This window comes from Paenibacillus sp. ISL-20 (genome assembly GCF_018613005.1).
Classification (GTDB): domain Bacteria; phylum Bacillota; class Bacilli; order Paenibacillales; family Paenibacillaceae; genus Paenibacillus_AQ.
This window is the reverse complement of sequence record NZ_JAGGRD010000084.1, coordinates 1-21,955: the sequence shown is the minus strand read 5'-3', so window position 1 is coordinate 21,955 and position 21,955 is coordinate 1. Positions and strand designations below refer to the sequence as shown.

Annotated in this window: 16 protein-coding genes; all 16 read left to right on the top strand. The window is 47.9% G+C overall.

Annotated elements, in window-relative coordinates; genetic code table 11:
• The coding region (gene spoIID / locus J7E85_RS33490) for a stage II sporulation protein D (protein WP_251036239.1) at positions 1-1,136 on the top strand (1,136 nt) is incomplete at its 5' end.
• Between the two features lie 60 nt (positions 1,137-1,196).
• Positions 1,197-1,937: a peptidoglycan DD-metalloendopeptidase family protein gene (locus J7E85_RS33485; RefSeq protein ID WP_215164259.1), complete on the top strand. Its 741-nt coding sequence runs from the start codon at positions 1,197-1,199 to the stop codon at positions 1,935-1,937.
• Between the two features lie 263 nt (positions 1,938-2,200).
• Positions 2,201-2,485 carry a sporulation transcriptional regulator SpoIIID gene (gene spoIIID, locus J7E85_RS33480; RefSeq protein ID WP_009594246.1) on the top strand — a complete coding sequence of 95 codons (285 nt, stop codon included), beginning with the start codon at positions 2,201-2,203 and terminating at the stop codon, positions 2,483-2,485.
• A 196-nt stretch (positions 2,486-2,681) separates the two neighbouring features.
• On the top strand, positions 2,682-3,680 hold the full coding sequence (gene mreB / locus J7E85_RS33475) for a rod shape-determining protein (RefSeq protein WP_215164262.1): 999 nt from the start codon (positions 2,682-2,684) through the stop codon (positions 3,678-3,680).
• Between the two features lie 171 nt (positions 3,681-3,851).
• Positions 3,852-4,733, top strand: coding sequence for a flagellar hook-basal body protein (locus J7E85_RS33470; RefSeq protein ID WP_215164261.1), 882 nt, complete (start codon positions 3,852-3,854; stop codon positions 4,731-4,733).
• A 61-nt stretch (positions 4,734-4,794) separates the two neighbouring features.
• Positions 4,795-5,619: a flagellar hook-basal body protein gene (locus J7E85_RS33465; RefSeq protein ID WP_215164258.1), complete on the top strand. Its 825-nt coding sequence runs from the start codon at positions 4,795-4,797 to the stop codon at positions 5,617-5,619.
• A 9-nt stretch (positions 5,620-5,628) separates the two neighbouring features.
• Positions 5,629-5,829: a DNA-directed RNA polymerase subunit beta gene (locus J7E85_RS33460; protein ID WP_215164257.1), complete on the top strand. Its 201-nt coding sequence runs from the start codon at positions 5,629-5,631 to the stop codon at positions 5,827-5,829.
• Between the two features lie 428 nt (positions 5,830-6,257).
• Positions 6,258-6,689: a 3-hydroxyacyl-ACP dehydratase FabZ gene (gene fabZ / locus J7E85_RS33455; protein WP_007133270.1), complete on the top strand. Its 432-nt coding sequence runs from the start codon at positions 6,258-6,260 to the stop codon at positions 6,687-6,689.
• Positions 6,690-6,734: 45 nt separating this feature from the next.
• Entirely contained in the window at positions 6,735-8,453 is a 1,719-nt protein-coding gene (locus tag J7E85_RS33450) for a phospho-sugar mutase (protein WP_215164256.1), read from the top strand.
• Between the two features lie 119 nt (positions 8,454-8,572).
• Positions 8,573-10,591, top strand: a complete 2,019-nt coding sequence (locus tag J7E85_RS33445) for a DUF5693 family protein (protein ID WP_215164255.1) — start codon at positions 8,573-8,575, stop codon at positions 10,589-10,591.
• Positions 10,567-11,811 carry a polysaccharide pyruvyl transferase CsaB gene (csaB, locus tag J7E85_RS33440; protein WP_215164260.1) on the top strand — a complete coding sequence of 415 codons (1,245 nt, stop codon included), beginning with the start codon at positions 10,567-10,569 and terminating at the stop codon, positions 11,809-11,811. Before J7E85_RS33445 ends, csaB begins: the two co-directional genes overlap by 25 nt.
• A gap of 5 nt (positions 11,812-11,816) precedes the next feature.
• Entirely contained in the window at positions 11,817-12,575 is a 759-nt protein-coding gene (locus tag J7E85_RS33435; protein WP_215164254.1) for a WecB/TagA/CpsF family glycosyltransferase, read from the top strand.
• A 113-nt stretch (positions 12,576-12,688) separates the two neighbouring features.
• Positions 12,689-13,813 (top strand): glycosyltransferase family 4 protein, encoded by a 1,125-nt coding sequence (locus tag J7E85_RS33430; protein ID WP_215164253.1) that lies wholly within the window; start codon positions 12,689-12,691, stop codon positions 13,811-13,813.
• A gap of 217 nt (positions 13,814-14,030) precedes the next feature.
• Positions 14,031-17,669, top strand: a complete 3,639-nt coding sequence (locus J7E85_RS33425; protein ID WP_215164252.1) for an S-layer homology domain-containing protein — start codon at positions 14,031-14,033, stop codon at positions 17,667-17,669.
• 250 nt (positions 17,670-17,919) lie between these two features.
• On the top strand, positions 17,920-18,264 hold the full coding sequence (locus tag J7E85_RS33420; RefSeq protein ID WP_215164251.1) for a hypothetical protein: 345 nt from the start codon (positions 17,920-17,922) through the stop codon (positions 18,262-18,264).
• Between the two features lie 367 nt (positions 18,265-18,631).
• On the top strand, positions 18,632-21,829 hold the full coding sequence (locus J7E85_RS33415) for an S-layer homology domain-containing protein (protein WP_215164250.1): 3,198 nt from the start codon (positions 18,632-18,634) through the stop codon (positions 21,827-21,829).
• The last annotated feature ends 126 nt before the right edge of the window (positions 21,830-21,955 follow it).

Below are 21,955 nucleotides of genomic sequence, written 5' to 3'. Positions count from 1 at the left end.
GCCGCGTGCCGCGCGGCGGCCGCACGTTCCGTGTGCGGCCAGCGCGCTGGGGGCGCCGCGGCTTTGCCGCGCGGCGCCCGGCCGCCGGAAGGCGGCGGGTCCGGGTGCACCCCGCCGTCTGGGCGGTGGCGGTGCTGCTGGCCTTGGCGCTGGCGCTGCCTCTGCTGGTGGTTGCCCCCGGCAACAACGCACCAGAGCCGCTGCCGCCCGGGCCGGCCCCGCTGCCTTCCGCCGAGCCGCAGGCGGCGGAAGAGCCCACGGTATCCGTCTATGTAACCAAGACGGATACCGTGGAGGAATTGCCGCTGGAACAATACCTCGTCGGCGTCCTGGCCGCCGAGATGCCGGCCGAGTTCCAACTGGAGGCACTCAAGGCCCAGGCCATCGCGGCACGGACCTATATCGTGCAGCGGCTTGCATCCGGCGACCGCAGCGGCGTGCCGGACGGCAAGGCCGTGGTGACCGATACGGTCAGTCACCAAGCTTATATTGCCCAAGACGAACTTACGATGGAATGGCAGCGGCTGGGGAAGGAAGCAGAGCTGGCGAAGCTCCAGCAAGCGGTGAATGAAACGACAGGAGTGGTGATGACGTATGAGGGTCAACCGATTACGGCTTCTTTTTTCTCCACCAGTAACGGGTATACCGAAAATTCAGAGGATTATTGGAAGAACGAGATTCCCTATCTGCGAAGTGTCGAGAGTCCATGGGATAAACAGATTTCACCCAAGTACAAGACAACAATCACGATGCCCCGTTCGGAATTCATAGGAAAGCTCGGCCTGACGGATGGAGCCGTACCGGTATCGGCAGGCGGGGATGGGGGGGCTTCTTTTTTGAAAGTACTCTCGTATACGCAAGGTCATCGAATTGAGAGCGTACGGGTTGGCGGCAAGAAGTTCACCGGTCGCGAGGTGAGAGAGAAGCTGGGGCTTCGGTCCAGCCAATTCACCCTTCATATGAAAGACGGCGAGATGGAGATAACGACCTACGGCAATGGCCACGGCGTGGGCATGAGCCAGTACGGAGCAGAGGGCATGGCCCGCGAAGGATATAAAGCGAAAGAGATTCTGGAGCACTATTATACGAATATTTCTTTTGACAAAACTTCAAATCTTCTCTCTTCAAAAAAATAATAGTTAGATTACGTATAAAAGAGTTGACCCCGGTAACAATGGTTACTGAGGTGATTGCAAATGAATGAACAGAACAAAAATAGTAAACCCCACGAAGAAACTCCTAAAACTGTGCAAGGAGATTCGACGGTACCGTCATCTTCGTGGAAGAAAGCATTATCCAAACGGTGGGTGTTCCCGGCAGCATACTTAGCAGCAGCGGCAATTATACTAACCCTCGTGTGGGTCTACCAGGACGCCAGCCAAAAAACGCTGAAGCCACAAGGGGAAGAAACAGCCGTATCGGGATCGGTACAAGGTTCAGAGAAACCTGCTGCAACGGAAGGCAATGATGGAGAAGCTGTAGAAGTGACGGCCAATGCTCAATCGATGATCTGGCCGGTAGCCGACGACGTGGCAGTCAGCATCGTCAAGCCTTACTTTGACGAGACAAACCCGGAAACACATCAAGAGGCGATGGTGCAATACAATGACACCTTCACGCCGAATCTGGGAATCGACTTGGCCGCTGCGGATGACACGATGTTTGAAGTTCGTGCCGCACTGACAGGTAAAGTGACCCGGGTCGAGAATCATCCGGTTAACGGCAATGTTGTGGAAATTACGTCGGGTGACACGAAAACCGTGTACCAAAGCTTGAACGAAGTGAAAGTGAAGGAAGGCGCTGAAGTGAAGCAGGGCGATTCCATCGCGACTGCCGGACGCAGTGAGCTTGAGAAGGATCTCGGCAACCACGTGCACTTCGAAGTGTACGAGGGCGGGAAACTGGTCAACCCTGTGAGCGTGCTTCCGCAAAAATAATTTCATTTCTTTGTAGCCATGCGCCCACCGCGCACTTGAAGAGGGCAGGATCTTGTGATCCTGTCTTTTTTTTGTTGCGGGTTTGGACGGCAAGTCCAACCCTTGCTGCGCCTTGCATTGTGGACATTTTAGACTTGTCCGTCACGGGCATGTCCAGAAAATAAATGAGTCCAAGTAAGCTTGTCAGCCCTTGAAACCGCGAATATCCCGTCATGCCCCTCATATAATGTACCAAACTATCCACACAGTAGGGAGGCGGGAGCGTGCACGATTACATCAAGGAGCGGACCATTAAGATCGGACGCTGTATCGTGGAAACGAGGCATACGGTTCGAACTATAGCCAAAGAGTTTGGCGTGTCGAAGAGCACGGTGCATAAGGACTTAACCGAACGTCTGCCGGAGATCAACCCGGACCTGGCGGATCAGGTGAAGCACATTCTCGAATACCACAAATCCATCCGCCATCTGAGAGGCGGAGAAGCTACTAAGATCAAGTACAAAAAAACCGGCAGCAACCGTGAACCGGTGGCCACGGCGAAATCCTGATTTTTTAGGGCTTTGGTCGCTAGATTGGCGTTGAATCCCTCCCCTAAAGTATGATATGTTAAAAGCTGGTATAGGATCGAAATATGGGACCTGTTTTGCCGAACATCATCATCGGTTGCTAGATTATGTCGAAGGATGGTTCGGTACAGAGAACAGACTCTTTTACCATAAAATAACACTTTGGGGGCTTTTCATGATGTTGAGCAAGGATATTGGAATCGATCTCGGAACGGCGAACGTGCTCATTCACGTAAAGGGGAAGGGGGTAGTGTTAGACGAACCTTCCGTTGTCACTATTGAGACCGACGCCAAACGAGTCCTTGCCGTCGGTGAGGAAGCACGGCGCATGATCGGGCGCACTCCCGGCAACATTACGGTGATCCGCCCGCTGAGGGATGGGGTCATCGCCGACTTCGAAATTACGGAAGCAATGCTGAAGTACTTTATTGATCGCGTGGGCGCGCGCAGTTGGCACAGCCGGCCCCGAATCCTCATCTGTGCACCGACGAACATTACTTCGGTGGAGCAGAAGGCGATCCGGGAAGCGGCTGAGCGCAGCGGCGCAAGGGATGTGTTCCTGGAAGAAGAACCGAAGGCAGCGGCAATTGGCGCAGGGATGGATATTTTCCAACCGAGCGGTAACATGGTTGTGGACATCGGGGGCGGCACCACGGATGTGGCCGTCCTGTCCATGGGCGATGTCGTCACCGCTTCTTCGATTAAAATGGCAGGGGACAAGTTCGACGAAGCGATTACAAAGTACGTGAAGCAAAAATATAAATTACTGATCGGGGAACGAACGGCAGAAGATTTGAAGATGGCGATTGGAACGGTTCGTCCAGGTGGTAGACAAGCTGAGATGGATATTCGCGGACGCGATATGGTTTCGGGTCTGCCGTTTACCGTCACGGTGTCTTCAGCCGAAGTGCAGGAAGCTCTGTGGGATCCGGTGTCATCGATCGTACTCGCAGCCAAATCCGTATTGGAGCGGACGCCGCCGGAGCTGTCGGCGGACATTATCGATCGCGGCGTCATATTGACGGGCGGTGGCGCACTGCTTCATGGTTTGGACGAGCTGTTGACGGACGAGCTGCGGGTGCCGGTGCTTGTTGCGGAGGATCCGATGCACTGTGTGGTTAAGGGAACGGGAATTATGCTGGATAATTTGGACAAGGTCGTAAAGAAAAAGTTCTAACCTTCCGATATAGATGATAGGAACGTGATGTTTGATTTTTAATCTGTATCCATACGATGCATCTACATAAGTCTGCAACATACAATGGTCATGCTGACAGCAGCGATTGGAAATACAATCTGTCAGCGCAGCGGCCATTCACGCATCTATTTTGGAAGGGAAGTGCCTTCATTGTTAAGAGGTCTATATACAGCAGCTTCAGGGATGATGACCCAGGAGCAGCGACATAATACGGTGACGCAGAACATTGCCAACGTCAACACGACGGGTTACAAGGCAACGAACAGCGTACAGCGTTCATTCCCCGAAGTGCTTGTCTCCATGATCGGCGGCAATGATTCGGCGAATGCGGGACGGAAGCTGGGCAAGTTCAACACCGGTGTTTACGCTGAGGAGAGCATATCCCTTTATACCGAAGGTGCGCTCCGGGAAACGGGCAAGACAACAGACTTTGCGCTGGTGTCCTCTTTTACGGTACAGAATCCAGCAACGGGCCAAGCTTATCCGTTTGATGCTTCCGGCAGATACGTCGATGAGAACGGTGAGGTGATCTACCGGCCGGAAGGGTTTTTCACCGTTCAGAATGAGAGCGGGGATATCCGCTACACCCGTAACGGCAGCTTCCGGGTTAGCCCTGAAGGTAACCTATTGAGCCAAAGCGGCTATCAGGTTCTGGATAACAATAACAGACCGATTGTATTGACAGGTCCGGCGAGTGACTTTACAGTGAATGAGCAAGGAGAAATCATGGACGCAGCTGGCAGAGGGACAGGTATCATCCTTGGAGTCAGCATCGTGAGCCAACCTCATGGACTGATTCGCGAAGGGCATGGCGTGTTCCGTATGGCCGATCCGGACGGTGAAGTGCGTTTTATGGCGACGGCCGATAACGGAGTGGTCCGTCAGGGATTTATTGAGGGGTCCAACGTGGATCCCACGCAATCGATGGTGGAATTGACAGCTGCGCTGCGCGCGTATGAAACGAACCAAAAAATCGTTCAGTATTACGACAGAACGCTGGAGAAGGCGGTCAATGAGATCGGCCGCGTCTAAGCTGTGTCTGTAAGTAGCAGCACGCTGCTGTATGAAAATGTGAGCCCACGGGAGGTAAGTGATGAACAACTCGATGATTAGCGCCATGGTGTCGATGAATGCCCTCCAGCAGCGATTGGATGTCATTGCGGACAATATAGCAAATGTCAATACGGCTGGTTATAAGAAAAAGGAGGGATCCTTTGAAGATGTGCTGACGCAGGTTCAGCGACATCACAAGGATTTCGACCGGACGGGCCGTGCGACACCGCTTGGCTATACACTCGGGTATGGCATGAAACTATCTTCCGTTGTGCAGAACATGGAGCAGGGAGCCATGAAGGAAACCGGAAATCCGCTCGATCTGATGATTGATGGACAAGCCATGTTTGCCGTTCAGGGAGATGGCGCGATTGGATATACCCGCGAAGGCGGATTCCATGTATCTCCGGATGCCCGTAACCCTAACAACCTACTCTTGGTCAATTCACAAGGCTATCCTGTACTTGACGTGAACAATAAGCCAATCTCACTTCCGGCCAAAGGGAAAGTTGCCATTAACGAGAAAGGGCAGATTATCGTGGAGACCCCCACGGGACGTACGGCTCCTTATGCAACCTTGAAGCTGGTCGAGCTTGAGCGTCCGGAGGGCTTGGTCGCTGTCGGCGATAATCTGTTCGTTGTAGGAAACGGTTTGGCGGAAGGCGATGTGTTCGATTTGACACCGGCGGCTCCAGGCGAGCCTCTTAAATCGAAGGTACTGTCCGGATTTATGGAACAATCGAATGTCAATTTGACCGACGAGATGACCAAAATGATGGAAGTTCAGCGGGCCTACCAGTTGACGGCACGTGCGCTTAGTTCAAGCGATACCATGATGAACCTTGCCAACACAATGCGAGGGTAGGTGGGCATCATGAGTGAATCAAACGCCAAAAAAGGTCCCAAGACATCCGGATGGAAAATCGCTGTCCGTATCATGATTCCTGTATTGCTCGTATTGGCATTATTCGGAGGCATGGTCTTCGGATATGTTGTCCTTGGCGATCAGGAGCTCAGTGAAGTGTTTGAATGGGGCACATGGAAGCATGTTTTTGATTTAATTTTCGCACCGTGACGAGAGGTCAGTGTGAACACCATGTCTTGAGATAAGATGCCAAACTCCCTTTAAGGGAGTTTTCTTTTTTTTGGGTTAAACGGTATAATGGGATGGGACTTGCGTATTAACTTTGTCATTTCATGACAATGGACGGATGTATGTAAAAGGGCCCTCTCCTCGTACACAAGTGTCCGATTGGAGAAAGCCCCTTATCTAAAACCTTCACTTCTGCAGCGGTGAAGGATATCCATCATTTTTTCCGCAGATCCTTCTTTTTATGCATATGATCTGAAATTTGTTAAGAAAACCTCAAGAGCAAGCATGATACAACCGCAAATAATACCTCCCGCGGCTTGAGAAAGCGGCACAGCGGCAGCAGATGGAACGAACACCCCTTTTCAGACGCTATGCTTGGCGGGTACGTACATAAGGAGGATTTTAATACTATGTTGAACATCAAACAGATTCAAGAAATTATTCCCCATCGCCCCCCATTTTTGCTGGTCGATAAGATTGTGGAGATTGAGGACGGCAAACGAGCGGTCGGCATTAAGAACGTGACGATCAATGAACCTTTTTTTGTCGGGCATTTCCCTGAATATGCTGTTATGCCGGGAGTCCTGATTGTAGAAGCATTGGCGCAAGTCGGCGCTGTAGCGATTCTCAATGTAGAGAGCAACCGGGGAAAGCTTGGCTTTTTGGCGGGCATTGACGGTTTCCGTTTCCGTGGGCAAGTGGTACCGGGAGATACGCTGCGGCTGGAAGTCGAGATCATTCGCTTGAAGGGCATGATTGGTAAAGGGAAAGCAACCGCGACGGTGGATGGACGTGTAGTTGCCGAGGGAGAGATTATGTTTGCTCTCGCGGATAAGGAGTAATTTTCAGACTATTCTTGTTTGGATGAGGAAGGGAGACTTTTTTTCATGTCAGAGATGAGTCAGAGAACAATCGATACGCTGCAACGTTGGTTGAATGATCCTTATGTAGATGAGGAGACGAAACAGGAACTGCGTTCACTCGAGCACGACACCAAAGAGCTGGAGGAACGGTTTTATCGTGATCTGGAATTTGGAACGGGTGGTCTGCGCGGGGTTATTGGTGCAGGCAGCAACCGGATTAATAAATATACGGTAGGTCGCGCAACACAAGGCTTTGCCCAATATATTCTGGAGGCCCATGGCACCGCGGAGGGCAAGCCTTCTGTTGTCATTGCCCATGATTCCCGGCATTACTCACCGGAATTTGCGTTAGAGGCTGCTTTGGTTCTGGCCGGAAACGGGATTGTAGCGAAGCTGTATCCTTCCTTGCGTTCAACGCCGCAATTGTCATTCAGCGTGCGTCACTTGGGTGCTACCGGAGGGATTGTTATCACGGCAAGCCATAATCCGCCGGAATACAACGGTTATAAGGTGTACAACCGTGAAGGCGGCCAGTTGGTACCGCACGAAGCAGAGAACGTAATTGCCCGGATACAGGAGGTCGATTCTTTCTCCGCGGTCAAGAGGCTGTCTCAAGCTGATGCAGAGGCTCAAGGCCTGCTGGTTTGGCTGGGCGAAGCGGAGGACCAGGCTTTTGTGGATACGGTGACGAATGTCAGTGTGAATCGGGAACTTATCGCATCCAAGCTTGGCGAGGATTTCAAAATCGTATTTACGCCGCTGCATGGAACAGGACAACAACCCGTAGAGCGCGTGCTTCGCAACATCGGCTTTAAGCATATTCATGTCGTTGTGGAGCAAGCAGAGCCGGATGGAAACTTCTCCACCGTCAAATCTCCAAATCCGGAGGAGCGGGAAGCTTTCACACTGGCGATGAAGCTTGGTGAGGAAGTGGGAGCAGACATTTTGATCGGGACAGATCCCGATGCGGATCGCATGGGGGCTGTCGTGAAGAACAGCCAGGGCGAATACGTCGTACTGACAGGCAATCAATCCGGCGCAATTATGATCCACTATTTGCTGGGTCAATTGAAGGAAGCGGGTAAGCTGCCCGACAATGGTGCTGTTATAAAGACGATCGTAACAAGTGAGATGGGGGCGGCGATTGCCGAGCATTATGATGCCACCGTCTTGAATACATTGACGGGCTTCAAATACATTGGTGAGAAAATGACCCAGTTCGAGGAGTCCGGAAGTCATACGTATCTGTTTGGTTATGAGGAGAGTTACGGCTATTTGGCAGGCAATTATGCCCGTGACAAGGATGCAGTATTGGCTTCGATGCTGATATGCGAAGCAGCAGCCTATTACAAAGGACATGGCAAGACGCTGTACGATGTGCTTCAGGAGCTGTATGAGCAGTTCGGTTATTTCCTCGAGACACTGGAATCCCGGACGCTCAAGGGTAAGGATGGCGTCGCCCAGATTCAAGCGAAGATGTCTGATTGGCGCGACAATCCGCCCGGGGATGTCGGAGGCGTGTCGGTTAAGCAGGTGCTTGATTATGCGGAAGGCCTGGACGGATTGCCGAAGGAAAATGTGTTGAAGTATTTGCTTGAAGACGGATCTTGGTTCTGCCTGAGACCTTCGGGTACCGAGCCGAAGATCAAAGTCTATTTTGCCGTACGCGGCGAATCCCTCGCCGATGCGAAGCGCAAAATTCAATCGCTCTCGGATCAAGTCATGGCCCGGGTAGACGCTTAAACATAGATACATTTAATGAGAGAAGAGAACGAAGGGAATTTACGATGGTTGTTGCAAGGCCAAAAAGGGCTGTTGCCCTCCATCGTAAATTTCCATAGGTTCGATGAGGAGGTACTTTCGTGGTTCAGAATTGGAAACGCTGGAACACAGCAGCCCGCAAGTGGCTGTGGATTCTGGTTGTTCTTGGCGTTGCAGCGGCACTGCCGGTAGGTTATGACCGACTGCAAACAGAATCAACATCAAAGAATGTAGAGTTGGTGTTTGATTATCGGGATTTGTTGGATGTCGCGGTGTATCAATCCAAGCCGGAGGATTTTGTATCCGAGCAGCTGGATCGCCTTAAAGAAGCTGGCGTAATTAGTATGGCACTCTATGAAAGCACGCTGGACGAGCTGGTGAAATCGCGGCGAATATCGGTATATGACGGGCAGCAGGTCGCCGATCTGACAGGTACGACGGTCTCCCCGAACGAGAATTTTACGTATGTTTCATTCCTGAACGAGGAAAGCGCGACTTTAATTAAACCCATTATCGAAGAAACCTACACGAGGTTGGGCATTCCGGTAAGATCTTGGCAGTTCGAGCGTGGAGTGGATGGATTGGTGCTGGAAACTCCGCGTTCCAATGCGGTCATTAAACCGTTGTCTCCAGACCCGATTACCATTGGCATGCTGCGAGAGAAGGGCTTTAACATTGTGCCGCGTCTGTCGGACAGTCTTCCGTATGACCAGGCCTATATGGAGAAGCTGATGTCGTACTTCGCGGAAAACGGCGTAAAACGAATTTTGTTTGAAGGTGATTCCGCCAAAGGCTTCAACGATAATGCAGACATGAAAAGCTTGGATTCCTTTGGTGAGCTTTTGAACCAACATGGTATCGGCCTCGTGGCGATTGAGAATATTAAGCGTCCGCAAAAAGGATTTACGAAGCTTGCCTATTTAACAGATTACAATGTAACCCGTATTTATTCCCTGAGCGAGCGGGATGCTAATCTGGAACCTGAGGTTATTGGGGAACGTTTTGCTCTGGCTTCCAAAGACCGTAACATTCGTATGTTCTATTTAAACGCCGAGCCGAGCCGGGATATGACCAAAGCGTCCGTTACCCACCCGCTGGATAATCTGATCGACAGTTTGACCGGAGCGGGTCAGGCCATTAAGCAGATGGAGGATAATGGTTTCACTATGGGTCCTGCAGAGCCGTTTAAGGTAACAGACTCTTCCTTGCAGCGTTACTTCAAGCTTGGGGCTGTCGTCGGAGCCGTAGCTCTGATTTCGCTCATGATTTCCTATTACATTCCGTTCCTTACGATTGCCGCTTTCCTGATCGGGCTTTTGGGCAGTGCGGGATTGTATGTTCTGAAACCGACATTGCTTGAGCAGGCCTTGGCTTTATTTGCCGCGATCAGTGCTCCAACGGTTTCCGTCATTCTGGCCATTCGCAAAGTCAATGAAACGCAGCAGAGCATACCGGACATGAGTTCTGGCAGAAGAGTGACCCATTCGATCGTATTATTGATAAAGACCACGATCTTATCGCTCGCAGCTGTACCGATCGTTGTCGCATTATTGAACAATGTGACCTACATGCTCGTTCTGGACCAGTTTCGCGGCGTGAATTTGCTGGCTGCGGCACCGATTGGGCTCATTGCAATCTACGTGGTTCTGTACCGCGGTGGATCGCCTTATAGATCGATTCTGAAATTGCTTAAAGCGCCGATCTCACTGACATGGGTCATCGCAGCCGGCATTGTGGCTATCGTCGGTTGGTATTATCTCACCCGTACAGGTAATGCAGGCTCTGTGTCCTCGATCGAAATGACATTCCGTACATTCTTGGAAAATACGTTTGGCGTACGTCCGCGTAACAAGGAGTTCTTGCTTGCCCATCCAATGATGGTGCTTGGCGTCTTCCTGTCATTTAAATACCGTCATGCCGTTTATCTGCTCATTATCGGTGTGATGGGGCAGCTGTCGATGGTCGGAACATTCACGCATATTCACACGCCACTCTATATTTCGGCCATTCGCGTTGTACTGGGTCTTGGACTCGGCTTGATTATCGGATTGATCGCGATATTGGTATGGCAAGTGGCAGAAAGGATCTGGAAACGATGGTCTCCACTTCTAAAACAATAGTCATTTCCGGATACTACGGATTCAAAAATAGCGGTGACGAAGCGGTCCTGAAATCCATCCTGACCGCACTGGAGCAGGAAGGAAAGGCGGCGGGGGTTGATATCAACCCCGTTGTACTTTCCATTGATCCCGAATGGACCTCAGCGGTTTATGGGGTAAAGTCCGTACACCGGATGAGGCTGGGAGAAGTTCGACAGGCAATCAAGGACAGTGACGGCTTGATCAGCGGTGGAGGAAGCTTGCTGCAGGATGCCACCAGCCCGAAAACGATCCCGTATTACCTGGGCGTTCTCAAAATCGCGCAGTGGCTTGGTAAACCGACGTTTATTTATGCACAGGGCGTAGGTCCGGTTAACCGTAAGCTGTTTTATCCGATGATTCGCTCGATCTTCCGTAAATGCACCTACATCTCGGTGCGTGACATGCAGTCAGGCGAACTGCTTCAGTCCATGGGAATATCAGGGGAAGCCATTCACGTCGTGCCGGATCCGGTGATGGGCTTGCCGCTGCCAGAAGGCGGAGGTGTTCATATTGATTCCAACCCAGGATCGGCGCTTGACGAGAACGGTGTTGCATCAGTTTCTTCTATAGAAGAACATCGTGAATCACCCGAAGAACCATTAGCGAAGCTCTCGCTATCAAATCGCGTGATGGATGGGGAAGGTTCTCTGCCGGTTATCGGTATATCGGTTCGATATTGGCATCCGGAACGCAAAGAGCTGAAGGCTATTGCGGAAGGTTTAAAGGGATTAGCCGCACAGCGTCCGGTACATCTTCGTTTTCTCCCTTTTTATCAGCCGGAAGATCTTGAGGCTTCGCAGTTTATTGCTAGTGGCATTGGCGATATTTCCAAGAATGGTTCGAAAATCAGTTTCTATCGTGATGAGAAGCAGCCTCAGGACATGCTGCGAGAGGTTAGCCGTTGTGATATGATATTGGGCATGCGTCTGCATAGCCTGATCTATGCCGCGAATCAGCGTGTGCCGTTGCTCGGAATTTCCTATGATCCGAAAATCAATCACTTTTTGAAGCGACTTGACAGCGAGCCTGTGGGAAGCAGTGAATCCCTTGACGCAGATACGTTAAAGGATCAGATGCTGAAGCTGCTGGACGATGCAACGGCATGGAAAGTGGAGCACGGCGAGCAGATTACCGTATTGAAACAAGAGGCTGCTCTGCCTGCACGCCACATTGCCCAATATTTACGCCATAGAGGATGATAAACATGAAACAGACCTATCCATTTCCTACCGTATCGGTGTTCGAGATTCCTTTTTCCAAGCTCAGTATGAAAGATACGGTGAAATTCCTGACAGAAGCAGTGCAGTCGAGGCAGCCCCACCATGTCATAACAGCAAATCCGATCATGGTGATGACGGCCGTGAACCATCCGGAATATAAACAGATGATGCAAAGTGCCGAAATCATCGTTCCGGATGGCACGGGGATCGTCTGGGCTGCCAGTGTGGGTGGCGAACCGCTAGAGGGGCGCGTAACCGGCTTTGAGCTGTTACATGAATTGTTGAAGGCCGGGGAAACCTATAGATGGAAGTTCTTTCTGCTGGGGACAACCGCCGAAGTGATTCAGGAAGCTGCCGAAAGGTTACAAATGCAATATCCGGCTGCCATTATATGCGGCTATCGGGACGGTTTTTTTGGACCTGATGAAGATGCTGCCGTCATTGAACAGATCCGGGCAGCTTCACCGGATATTTTGTTTGTCGCCCGTGGTGCGGACACTCAAGAGCCTTGGATTGCCCAGCACAAACAATCGCTTCAAGTTCCGGTTGTTATGGGAGTCGGGGGATCTTTTGATATTATCTCCGGCAAACTGAAGCGGGCACCGAAGGTATTCCAAAAGCTGCGTCTCGAATGGTTTTACCGCCTTCTGAAGGAGCCTACCCGCTACAAAAGAATGCTTGCGCTGCCGAAATTCGTAGTGAAAGTGCTGCGCGAGAAAGAAAACGTAACGAAATCGAGCTAAATGGCTCATTTCTGTGGGGAAAATCCGGGATTTCACCGGAAATTGGTATTGGTTTTCGGACCCGAAGGGAGTATAATTCAACCGGTAGACAATATTGGGGGTCGAATGATTACATGTTAATGATATACATCATCGGGTTTATCATATCGCTGACGCTCGCTCTGCTCTTAACGCCGCTTGTGAAGAAGTTTGCCGTTAAGATTGGTGCCGTTGACGTTCCTAACGCCCGCAAGGTTCATACCCGGATCATGCCCCGACTCGGGGGACTCGGCATTTATCTGGCTTTTATTATTGGACTGATTGCAGTTCTTCCTTTTCTTCCGGATAGCCTGTCGCCTCGCGATGCCAACTTTATGAAGGCATTTCTAATCGGTGGTTCCATGATCGTATTGATCGGAGCCTTGGATGATCGATTTGAACTTTCGGCCAAAGTGAAGTTTTTGGCTCAAATTGCAGCTGCTTGCGTAGTTGTATTCGGATTTAATATTACCGTGGACTTTGTAAATATACCGTTCCAGGACCGGTACTCCATGTTGGAGAGCTGGGTATCGATTCCACTGACAATCTTCTGGATTGTCGGCGTAACCAACGCGATTAATCTCATTGACGGACTGGATGGACTTGCAGCCGGTGTATCGGGCATTGCGATCGGCACGATTCTGGTCATGGCCGTCTTGATGGGTAACACCACTGTTGCCTTGCTATGTCTGCTGCTTCTCGGAAGCATTATCGGGTTCCTATTCTTTAACTTCCATCCGGCCAAGATTTTTATGGGGGATACGGGCTCGTTATTCCTTGGATTCTGTTTGGCCATGCTATCCCTGCTTGGATTTAAACAGATTGCCATTGTATCCTTCATTACGCCGCTAATTATTATCGGTGTTCCGTTGTCTGATACGTTTTTCGCTATCATCCGTCGTAAAATCCAGAAGAAACCGATCTTCGCTCCAGACAAAGGACATCTGCATCACTGTCTGCGCGAGCTAGGATTCAGTCACCGTCAGACGGTGTTGATCATTTATGTAATTGCCGCATTTTTCGGCGTACTGGCTGTCATTCAATCTTCGGCTGCCATGTATGAAGCAAACTGGGTAACCTTCGTCGTTATCTGCGTTATGATGTGTTTCATGCAGATCGGTGCTGAAATTATCGGACTGGTCGGCAAGACCAAACGGCCGATTTTGGGTCTGATCAATCGGATGCGAATGAAGGCAAATCCCGAAAGCCGCACCAAGTAGAACTTATTCTTTTTCATGATGCGTCCAAATCGGACATGCCAGCCTCACCCAAAAAGGGTGAGGCTTTTTTGTGATTTTTGCTAAATAATAGGACACTCGTTTCCGATATATGAACTATGCGATAGAACCAATCTGTCAGTGAAAGCGAGGGGACCCAGTGAACGACGTAACACCCAAAACGGACGCCAACGTCCGAATGATCAAGGAGGCACAACCGTTGAAGAAAAATTTCCGTACAATAGCAAGCCTGTTATTGGCCATTGCTATGTTCTTTTCCCTAATTCCGGCTTTACCGGCTTCAGCTGCAAATGGAGCCTTGTATTTTCACTTTTCAAATCTAAGTACGGATCCGAATTCCCCAACACCGGAGAACCGGAATTCTATTACGGTTTCGGGTACCTACAACGGCATTAACCCGAATACCATCTCGTATGAGATTAAACGCTTTGATGATACAACCACAGGCGGAACAGGTGTCAAGCCGATCCTGGACGAAGCCGCGAATACGTTCCAATTCCTGAATGTCCAATTGAATCAGGGCGTGAACAAAATTATCGTGTCCGGTATGAGCACGCAAGGTCAGCAGATGAGTGCCACGGCTTATGTGAAGTTTTCAGACGTACCGGCTGTTTATGAAGTAGCGCTCAGTGATGGACGTGTCCTGGAAGAGAATGCTTCCAAGCCAGTTGTCGTTACCACACAGACGGTTAGTATCTCGGTAAAAGCAACTAATGGCTCCAAAGGCGTGACCGTTAACGGGATGGCCATGTATCCGGGCGGTGGCGATACGTATTACTCCGCAGGGATCCAATTGCAGAAGGGTGTCAACGATTTGGTTATCGTTGTTAACTCAGAATCGAAGACCCAGACCATTAATAGACAGGTCGTATATCATCCGACAGGCTCATTGACGGTCAATCAACTGCAGATTGGTAACACCAAGATCGATGGGCAGGCCGTTGTAACTGGTACTGTTGACGGCGTCATCTCCGGTTATGTTATCATGGATGCTCCTCCGGCTGGTACGCCAGCGGTACCTCCAACTCTTGAAGTATCCGTATTTCCGACAGGATCCACGGTGCCAATCATGAGCTCGTTGGCAACCGTAGGCCCAGCAAGCGTGCTAGGCAATTCATTGATGTATCCTTTTACAACCACTGGCTCAGTTAGCATCACGCAGAGCGGAGAGTACTTTGTTTACACTAAGGATACAACCACTGGTTTCGATGTGAAAAATCCTTTCACTTATCGTGACGTCAATGCACCTACCATCAAGCAGGTGTATCAGCTATACGGTGTAACAGAGAGTGGCGGAACGGTATCAGCTACCTCCCAGTCCATTTTTCCAAGCGGTAACGATACCGTCCTGAACGAATTGCCAATCTACTTAATGGTGGAGCAAGTGAACGCAGGTGATGTTGAGATTGAATCGAGCAAGGGCGGCGGCACGATTGCTCAGAAACTTACTTATAATGGAAACACAGTTTTCAAAATCACCAATCTGCCTTCTGGACAACAAAATCTGATCATCAAGGTCAGCAATGCATCAGGCGTCTCCGATACCAAGGTGATCCCGGTAACGTTCCTGTCCTCCACGTATATTGATATTTATCATTTGTACAACAATCAGGTGTTTAAGAATAGTACAGATTTCAATCAAGTAACGGGTCGGATTGTGAACTACACGGGAACATCAGGACTTACGATTTCCTTGAATGGTAACACTCGCGATCTGACAGTGAGCGGAAATGGCGAGTTCAGCTTTACAGATACGACGTTCCTGCAGCTGATTCCAGGTCCGAATACTTTGGTGGTCGCTGACAAGAGCGGAAAAATCTCGACGAAACTAACTCTGTTGTATTTTAGCGATACTCGTTCGGTTATCAAAAACATGATTCCATTCCCGGTTGGTTCCGCAACGGAATCCGATCCGGATGGATTGTTCAGAGAAACGGCCGAGAATGCTTACAACACATATGAGAAGGCTCTGGGTCTTCGCTTTGAAGTGGAATATACTGATGAGATCACGGTGAACCTCAGCCATCCTACGCCATCCATCTTTGCAGTCTTTACCAAAGACAATACAGGAACCTGGACTCTCTCTGGCGGGGCACTGAAGACGCAATTGGATGCCATTAATCAAGCGGATCACAGCCTGTACTATTCCATTGTTAATGGTTCAAACTCCAGCTCTGCTCGCGTAGTATTTAAAGAACTCGCGCTTCCAGAGGTTGGATTGCAGGCAATCAGCATCGGTTCGCGTTATCAGTCGGTTACGACCACAGATACCATTGAAATTACTCGTGAGCGTGCACCTTATGAAGTTCTTTCTCCTAGGCTCCCTAACGAAGGCGTATTGAAACAGAACTTTGTAGAGGTAAGCATCAAGGCTGAAGGAGCTAATTCCATTCTGATTGGCAAAACGCCAATGGTGAAATCCGAAATCAGCGACATTTTCCGTCTTGAGGTCAAGAACCTGAAAAACGGTAAAAATACGATTAAGTTCACGATCGAGCAAGGTACCAAAAAGACAAGCGGGCAATTCGTTGTAATGTACACGGATGATGCAACGGAAGGCTCCCAGTTTAAAACAAATATTTCGAAGTCAGGTAAGGTTAAAGTATTTAAAGGTGATTTGTCTCTTTCCTTGCCGAAAGGCACGGTGCTTCAACAGGCAAAATCAAGTCCGAATGCAGAAGTGCCTACGATCAATCTGCTCGGCGAGCACGACATCCTGTTTGGTATTGCCAACCAGATCGATGGGCGGACCGTTAAGGCTTACAATCGGATCGGCGAAATCGAGAACAGTGTAGAAATGGATGGACGCCTGTCCCTCATTCCAGGGGATAACAACAATGCGTTCCGTTTCACTCCGGCAGCCCATTACGGCTATTCATCACCTCTTTACTGGCTGGATGCGGGTTCGCTTAATGCATACAGCAGCAACGTAGAGGACTTTAATGTGAAAGCAGCAGCGCATCCGTACGCAAAAGGGAATGAATTCCATCAACGCTTGATTCCCCAGAACTGGATGGAGTTGTCCCAAAAAGGTACAATTACCTTGAAATATGATTCTGCACTGGTGAACTCGGCTTCCAGCAACTTGGGCATTTGGTGGTATAACCCGTCCCAAGGTACTTGGATCAACATCGGCGGGAAAGTGGATGCCAAGAAGAAAACTGTTACGGCTCCATTTAAGGGATTTGGTTATTACGCAGTTAAATCCTTGCGTTATAGCTACTCCGATGCGATCTCACATAAGACGGCCCGCAACGATATTGAATTGATGCTGGCCAGAGGATACATGAAGGCGTCCAAGACGGATGCATTCGGCGTGTATGATCCAATGACTCGCGGTGAATTAGCTACTATTATAGTGAAGCTGCTGGACATTCCGTTGGATTATGATACCGATAAGAACAAGCTCACTTTTGATGACATTTATCAGGAAAGTGTTGTCAATAGCATGCAGTGGGATTACCGTTATATTGAGACAGCTGCCAGAAAAGGAATCATTCGCGGCATTGCGCCACGAAGCTTTGCTCCTAATATGGAACTGACTCGTGAAGAAGCGGCCAACATGATTGCACGTGCGCTCAACCTGAAGATGGGTGAGATCGAAAAAGATAAAGCAGCACTTCAGAAGCAGTTCGAAGATGTCGGCAAAATCAAATCGAATTACTCTTATCCAGCCATTCTTGCTGTAAGTAAGGCCGGAATCATCACTGGTGTTGCCAACAGCTTGAAAGAAGGCGAGAAGAAACCGACGTATAACTTCAACCCGGATGCTGTTCTGAATCGTGCAGATACGGCGACGATCGTGAAACGCATGATGAACAAACTTAAAATGATGTAGGTTATATAATAAGAAGAAACTGTAGGACAAAAGGAACGAGAGCAGACGCCTAACTTCTGATGGCTGTGCTCTCGTTTTCTTATGTGCAAATTATGTTGGATAAGGTGATATATAACATAATTAACAAGATCTTAAGGACGGTATGATGGACCAAGAAACCGGTTACCAATATCTAATGTTTTGTAATTTCATGTAGAATACGCTACAATAGCGGAAGCACATACTATTTTTAGAGGGTGAAGATGAATTTATGAAGCCGATATTATCAAAAGCGCAGCTCGACTACATGAAGGCGAAGACCAAGTTCGAGGAAAAAGCCAAAGTGATGGAGAAGAAGATTGAGCTGGCTCGTGCCGCTCATGATGAGGTAACTCAGGAAGTCATGGAGGGACTCGTTGTTGAGACAGGCTTTCATGATTCATTTAACGAAATGACAGCGGCTGAGAATGCGTTGATCCAATGGTCTCATACAACAATAAAACATGACAAATCATATCGTACGAATAAAGCAGAGATTGATCAGATGTACAGCACGCTGCATAGTAATCCGGAGATGCGTGCACGAATTATCCAGCTTGCTATGAAGATTCGCTAGTATTCTACAAAGGGCGCCCGCAGGGCGTCTTTTTTGTTGTCGCAATATGTAATGTACCCAATGTTATGCGAATCGAGAATGATTTCGAAAATATTTTTTAAAAAACTTTGCAACAACCGCAACTTTTTGAGAAATCAAACGTTTATAATGTAGAACCCAATGAGGAACCCAAGATTATCCGAAACAAGAAGATTGTCTATTAATTAGAAAATTGTTCTTTACGGAGTATGGGACTCGTTGTATAATACCTAGGTAGGATTAGGAATCTATTCTAGTTTGTAGTGTTCTCTCGTTAACAAGATTCTGTGATATCGTCACAGACATCATTTATGATTTATGCTCAACTCGGGAAAGGAGGTGCACGACAATGAGTGATAAGGGCTATCAAATTAAAGAAAACAATCAAGTGATGATTCAAGGAGGAGAAAAAAAGGTTATGAAGAAAATTTTATCCGTAGCACTGTCTACAGCAATGGCATTCTCCATGTTTGCTTCTGTTGCATTCGGTGACGATGCGCTTAACACACAACAGAAATTTGATGTATTGAAAGAAAAAGGTATCTTCACTGGCTATCCAGACCAAACTGCTGGCCTTGACAAAGAAATGACTCGCGCTGAGTTCGCGAAAGTTCTGGTAGGTCTCATGGGTCTTGAGCCAATCCAAGGTAAAGCGTCTTTCAAAGACAAAAACTACAAAGCTGACAAATGGCCAGCTCCTTATGTAGAAGCAGTATACTCTGCAGGTATCATGGAAGGTAAAAACACAACGAAAATGATCTTCGACTTCAACGGTAAAATCACCGTTCAAGAAATGGCGAAGGTTCTCGTTATTGCTCAAAAGCTTGATGTTCCAACAGAAACGAACAACAATGCTTCTGACTGGGCTAAAGGTTATGTTCAAGCAGCAATCAACGCTGGTTTGGTAGATGCTAAAACAAACCCTAAAGCTAACGCTTCCCGTTCCCAATTGGTTGAAGTTGCTTACACAATCTACCTGACTCAACAAAAACCAAAAGTGGTTTCTTATGATGTTAAAGAGGACGGTAAAGTAGTTGAATTCAAGCTTGCTGACAATGAAATTGTAAAAGTAACGCTTGATACTCCACTAAAAGCTAATGTAGCAACTGACGTGAAGTTTACACATAAAAATCAAGAGTATACACACAACGTAACGTGGGTTGTTGAGTCTGCAACAAAGGTTCAATCCGCAACTTCCACTAACCTGAAAGAAGTTGACGTTGTATTTGATGGCAAAGTTGACAGAGCGTCTGCTACCGACAAAAACAACTATGTTATCGATTCCAACTCTAAAGGAATCAAATCCATTTCCGTATTGGAAGATGGTAAATCTGTACGTATCCTGTTGAACGAATCCAGTAAATTCGTACAAGGAACAACATACAAGATTGTTGTGAAGAATGTTAAAGGCGACAAAGGTGCTACAATCCCACAAGGTGAAGTGTCTTTCTCTTCGTCCGACAATACGCTTCCAACAGTTTCTGAAGTAAAAGGTCTTGGAACTAAAGTTATCAAAGTTACTTTCTCTGAACCTACTGTTGCTCCAACTAGCAGCAACTTCCAATTGGATGATAAAGCGTTTGTTGGCTCCGTAACACAAGGTGAGAACAAAAGAGAAGTGATCTTGAAAAACTACACAGGCGACCTCTCTGTTGGTACACACAAACTGACTGCTTCCCTGGTTGAGGACTATGCAGGTCTGAAGTCTTTGGCTGATACTAAAGAATTCACAGTTGCTGTTGATACTGAGGGCCCGAAAGTTACTGATCTCTCCGCTACATTGGAAAAAGTAACTGTAACTTTTAATGAAGAAATCGATCCGGATTCTGTTAAAGAAGATAGCTTCTACTGGAAGTCTGGCGATAGCAAGAAAAAAGGAAAAGCAACTCAAATCGCTGCAAACGTATATGAAATAGATTTCACTGATAATCGTTTGCCAGGATATGAAACTTCCTTGTTTATTGAAGTTAAAGATTACTCCGGTAACGCAAACGCACTTAAAGAACATAAAGTTACAGCAAGTGTTGACTTGACTCGTCCTCATGTTCTTGAAGCGACCTATGGTGTTGAAAGAAATGATGCACTGACAGTACGTTTTGACAAAGCTGTTAAAGCTGCGGACATTAAGTACTACACAGTTAAAAAAGGCGACAAGACAATTTCTGTAAAACAAGTTGTACCTGCTGATTCTTCCAACAAAATCTTCAATGTATACTTCTTTAATAACCTTGAAGCTGGCACTTACAGCTTGAAGATTAAAGATGTAGAAGATATGACTGCATTGAGAAACGTAATGGATGAATACAATGGTTCATTCGAAGCTGTGGATGTTACAAGCCCAAGTATTTCGAAAATTGATTACAACCAAACAAATCGTAAGGTTGCTTTGCACTTCGGAAGAGAAATGGATCTTTCGAAAGTTAGAGAAAAAGGTAACTACTATATCGAATTCACAAAGAATGGTGGAACTACTCAAAGAATTGCTCTGCCTAACGAAGTGACTGTTGATGCAGTTAATGGTGGCAAATCCGTAGTTCTCCAGTTCCCAGAGTACATTAACGGAACAAAAGTTACATTTGGTCCAAATGGATCTGTATCCAAAGTGTATGCATTTGGTCTCACATCCAAAACTGGTCAAGTCGTTAACTGGGATCCTGTAAGTTTAGGACAAAATAACGATTTGAGATTGTTGGGAGCAAAACAAACTGACGCTAAAACAGTTGAACTTGAGTTCAACCAAGTAATTGCACGTGCTAGCGTGGGTGATTTCCTGATCAACGGTTCTTACCCATCCACAGTAACTTATGATGAGAACAAAGTTACTTTGAAAGCTAACTCTGATATTACAGGCGGCGGCGTTACCTTGTTTGCAAACAACTCGATTGAAACATACTCTAACAACAAGACTAACTATGCTAACAATGTTGACATGACTCTTAACATTACTGCAGCGCCAAGAGTAACTGGAGTTTCTCCAAGAGATGTAGATAAGTTTACGGTTAGCTTCTCAACTTATGTTCAATCGAAGTATGAAGTAACAGGAACTGATATGAGAAATGACCTCGAAATTAAGGACCTTTCAACTAATAAGTTAATTGCAGTTGGTGAGTACGCTACGAAAAATGTAGACGGAAAAGTTGAAGTTTCTCTTGATTCTAAATACCGGAACGTACCAGTTTCAGTAAAAGTGAAAGAGAACGCTCAGTACATTGTTGCCCGTGACACAAAAACTGCTGCTGCTAAATCCGACGAGTTTAGAGTTGAAGCTTCTACTCAAGCTCCAAACGGAGTGGCAATCACAAGTGCTAGCTACGATAAGGAAACAGGTGTTGTGACTGTTACCTTGGATAAGAATGTAGCTAACGTTGCTAATGTTCACATTGGTGGCGCAAACTATGCAGATAAAACTGTTTTCACAGCTAACACATCCACATTCACTGTTACTGTTGGTAAAGATAACAATGTAGCAGGCCATTACTTGACTGCAGACGTTACCTTCAACAATACAACAACAAATCTTAACACTTATGTTAACAGTGCCAAATAATAAAACCTATTAGGTTTTGACACACCGGAGAACGTAATGTTCTCCGGTGTGTTTTTTAGTACGCCCAGCATGGGCGTCATCTCTAGGGTGAAAGTCCCGAACGGGGGCTGGCGAGCGCCTACCGTT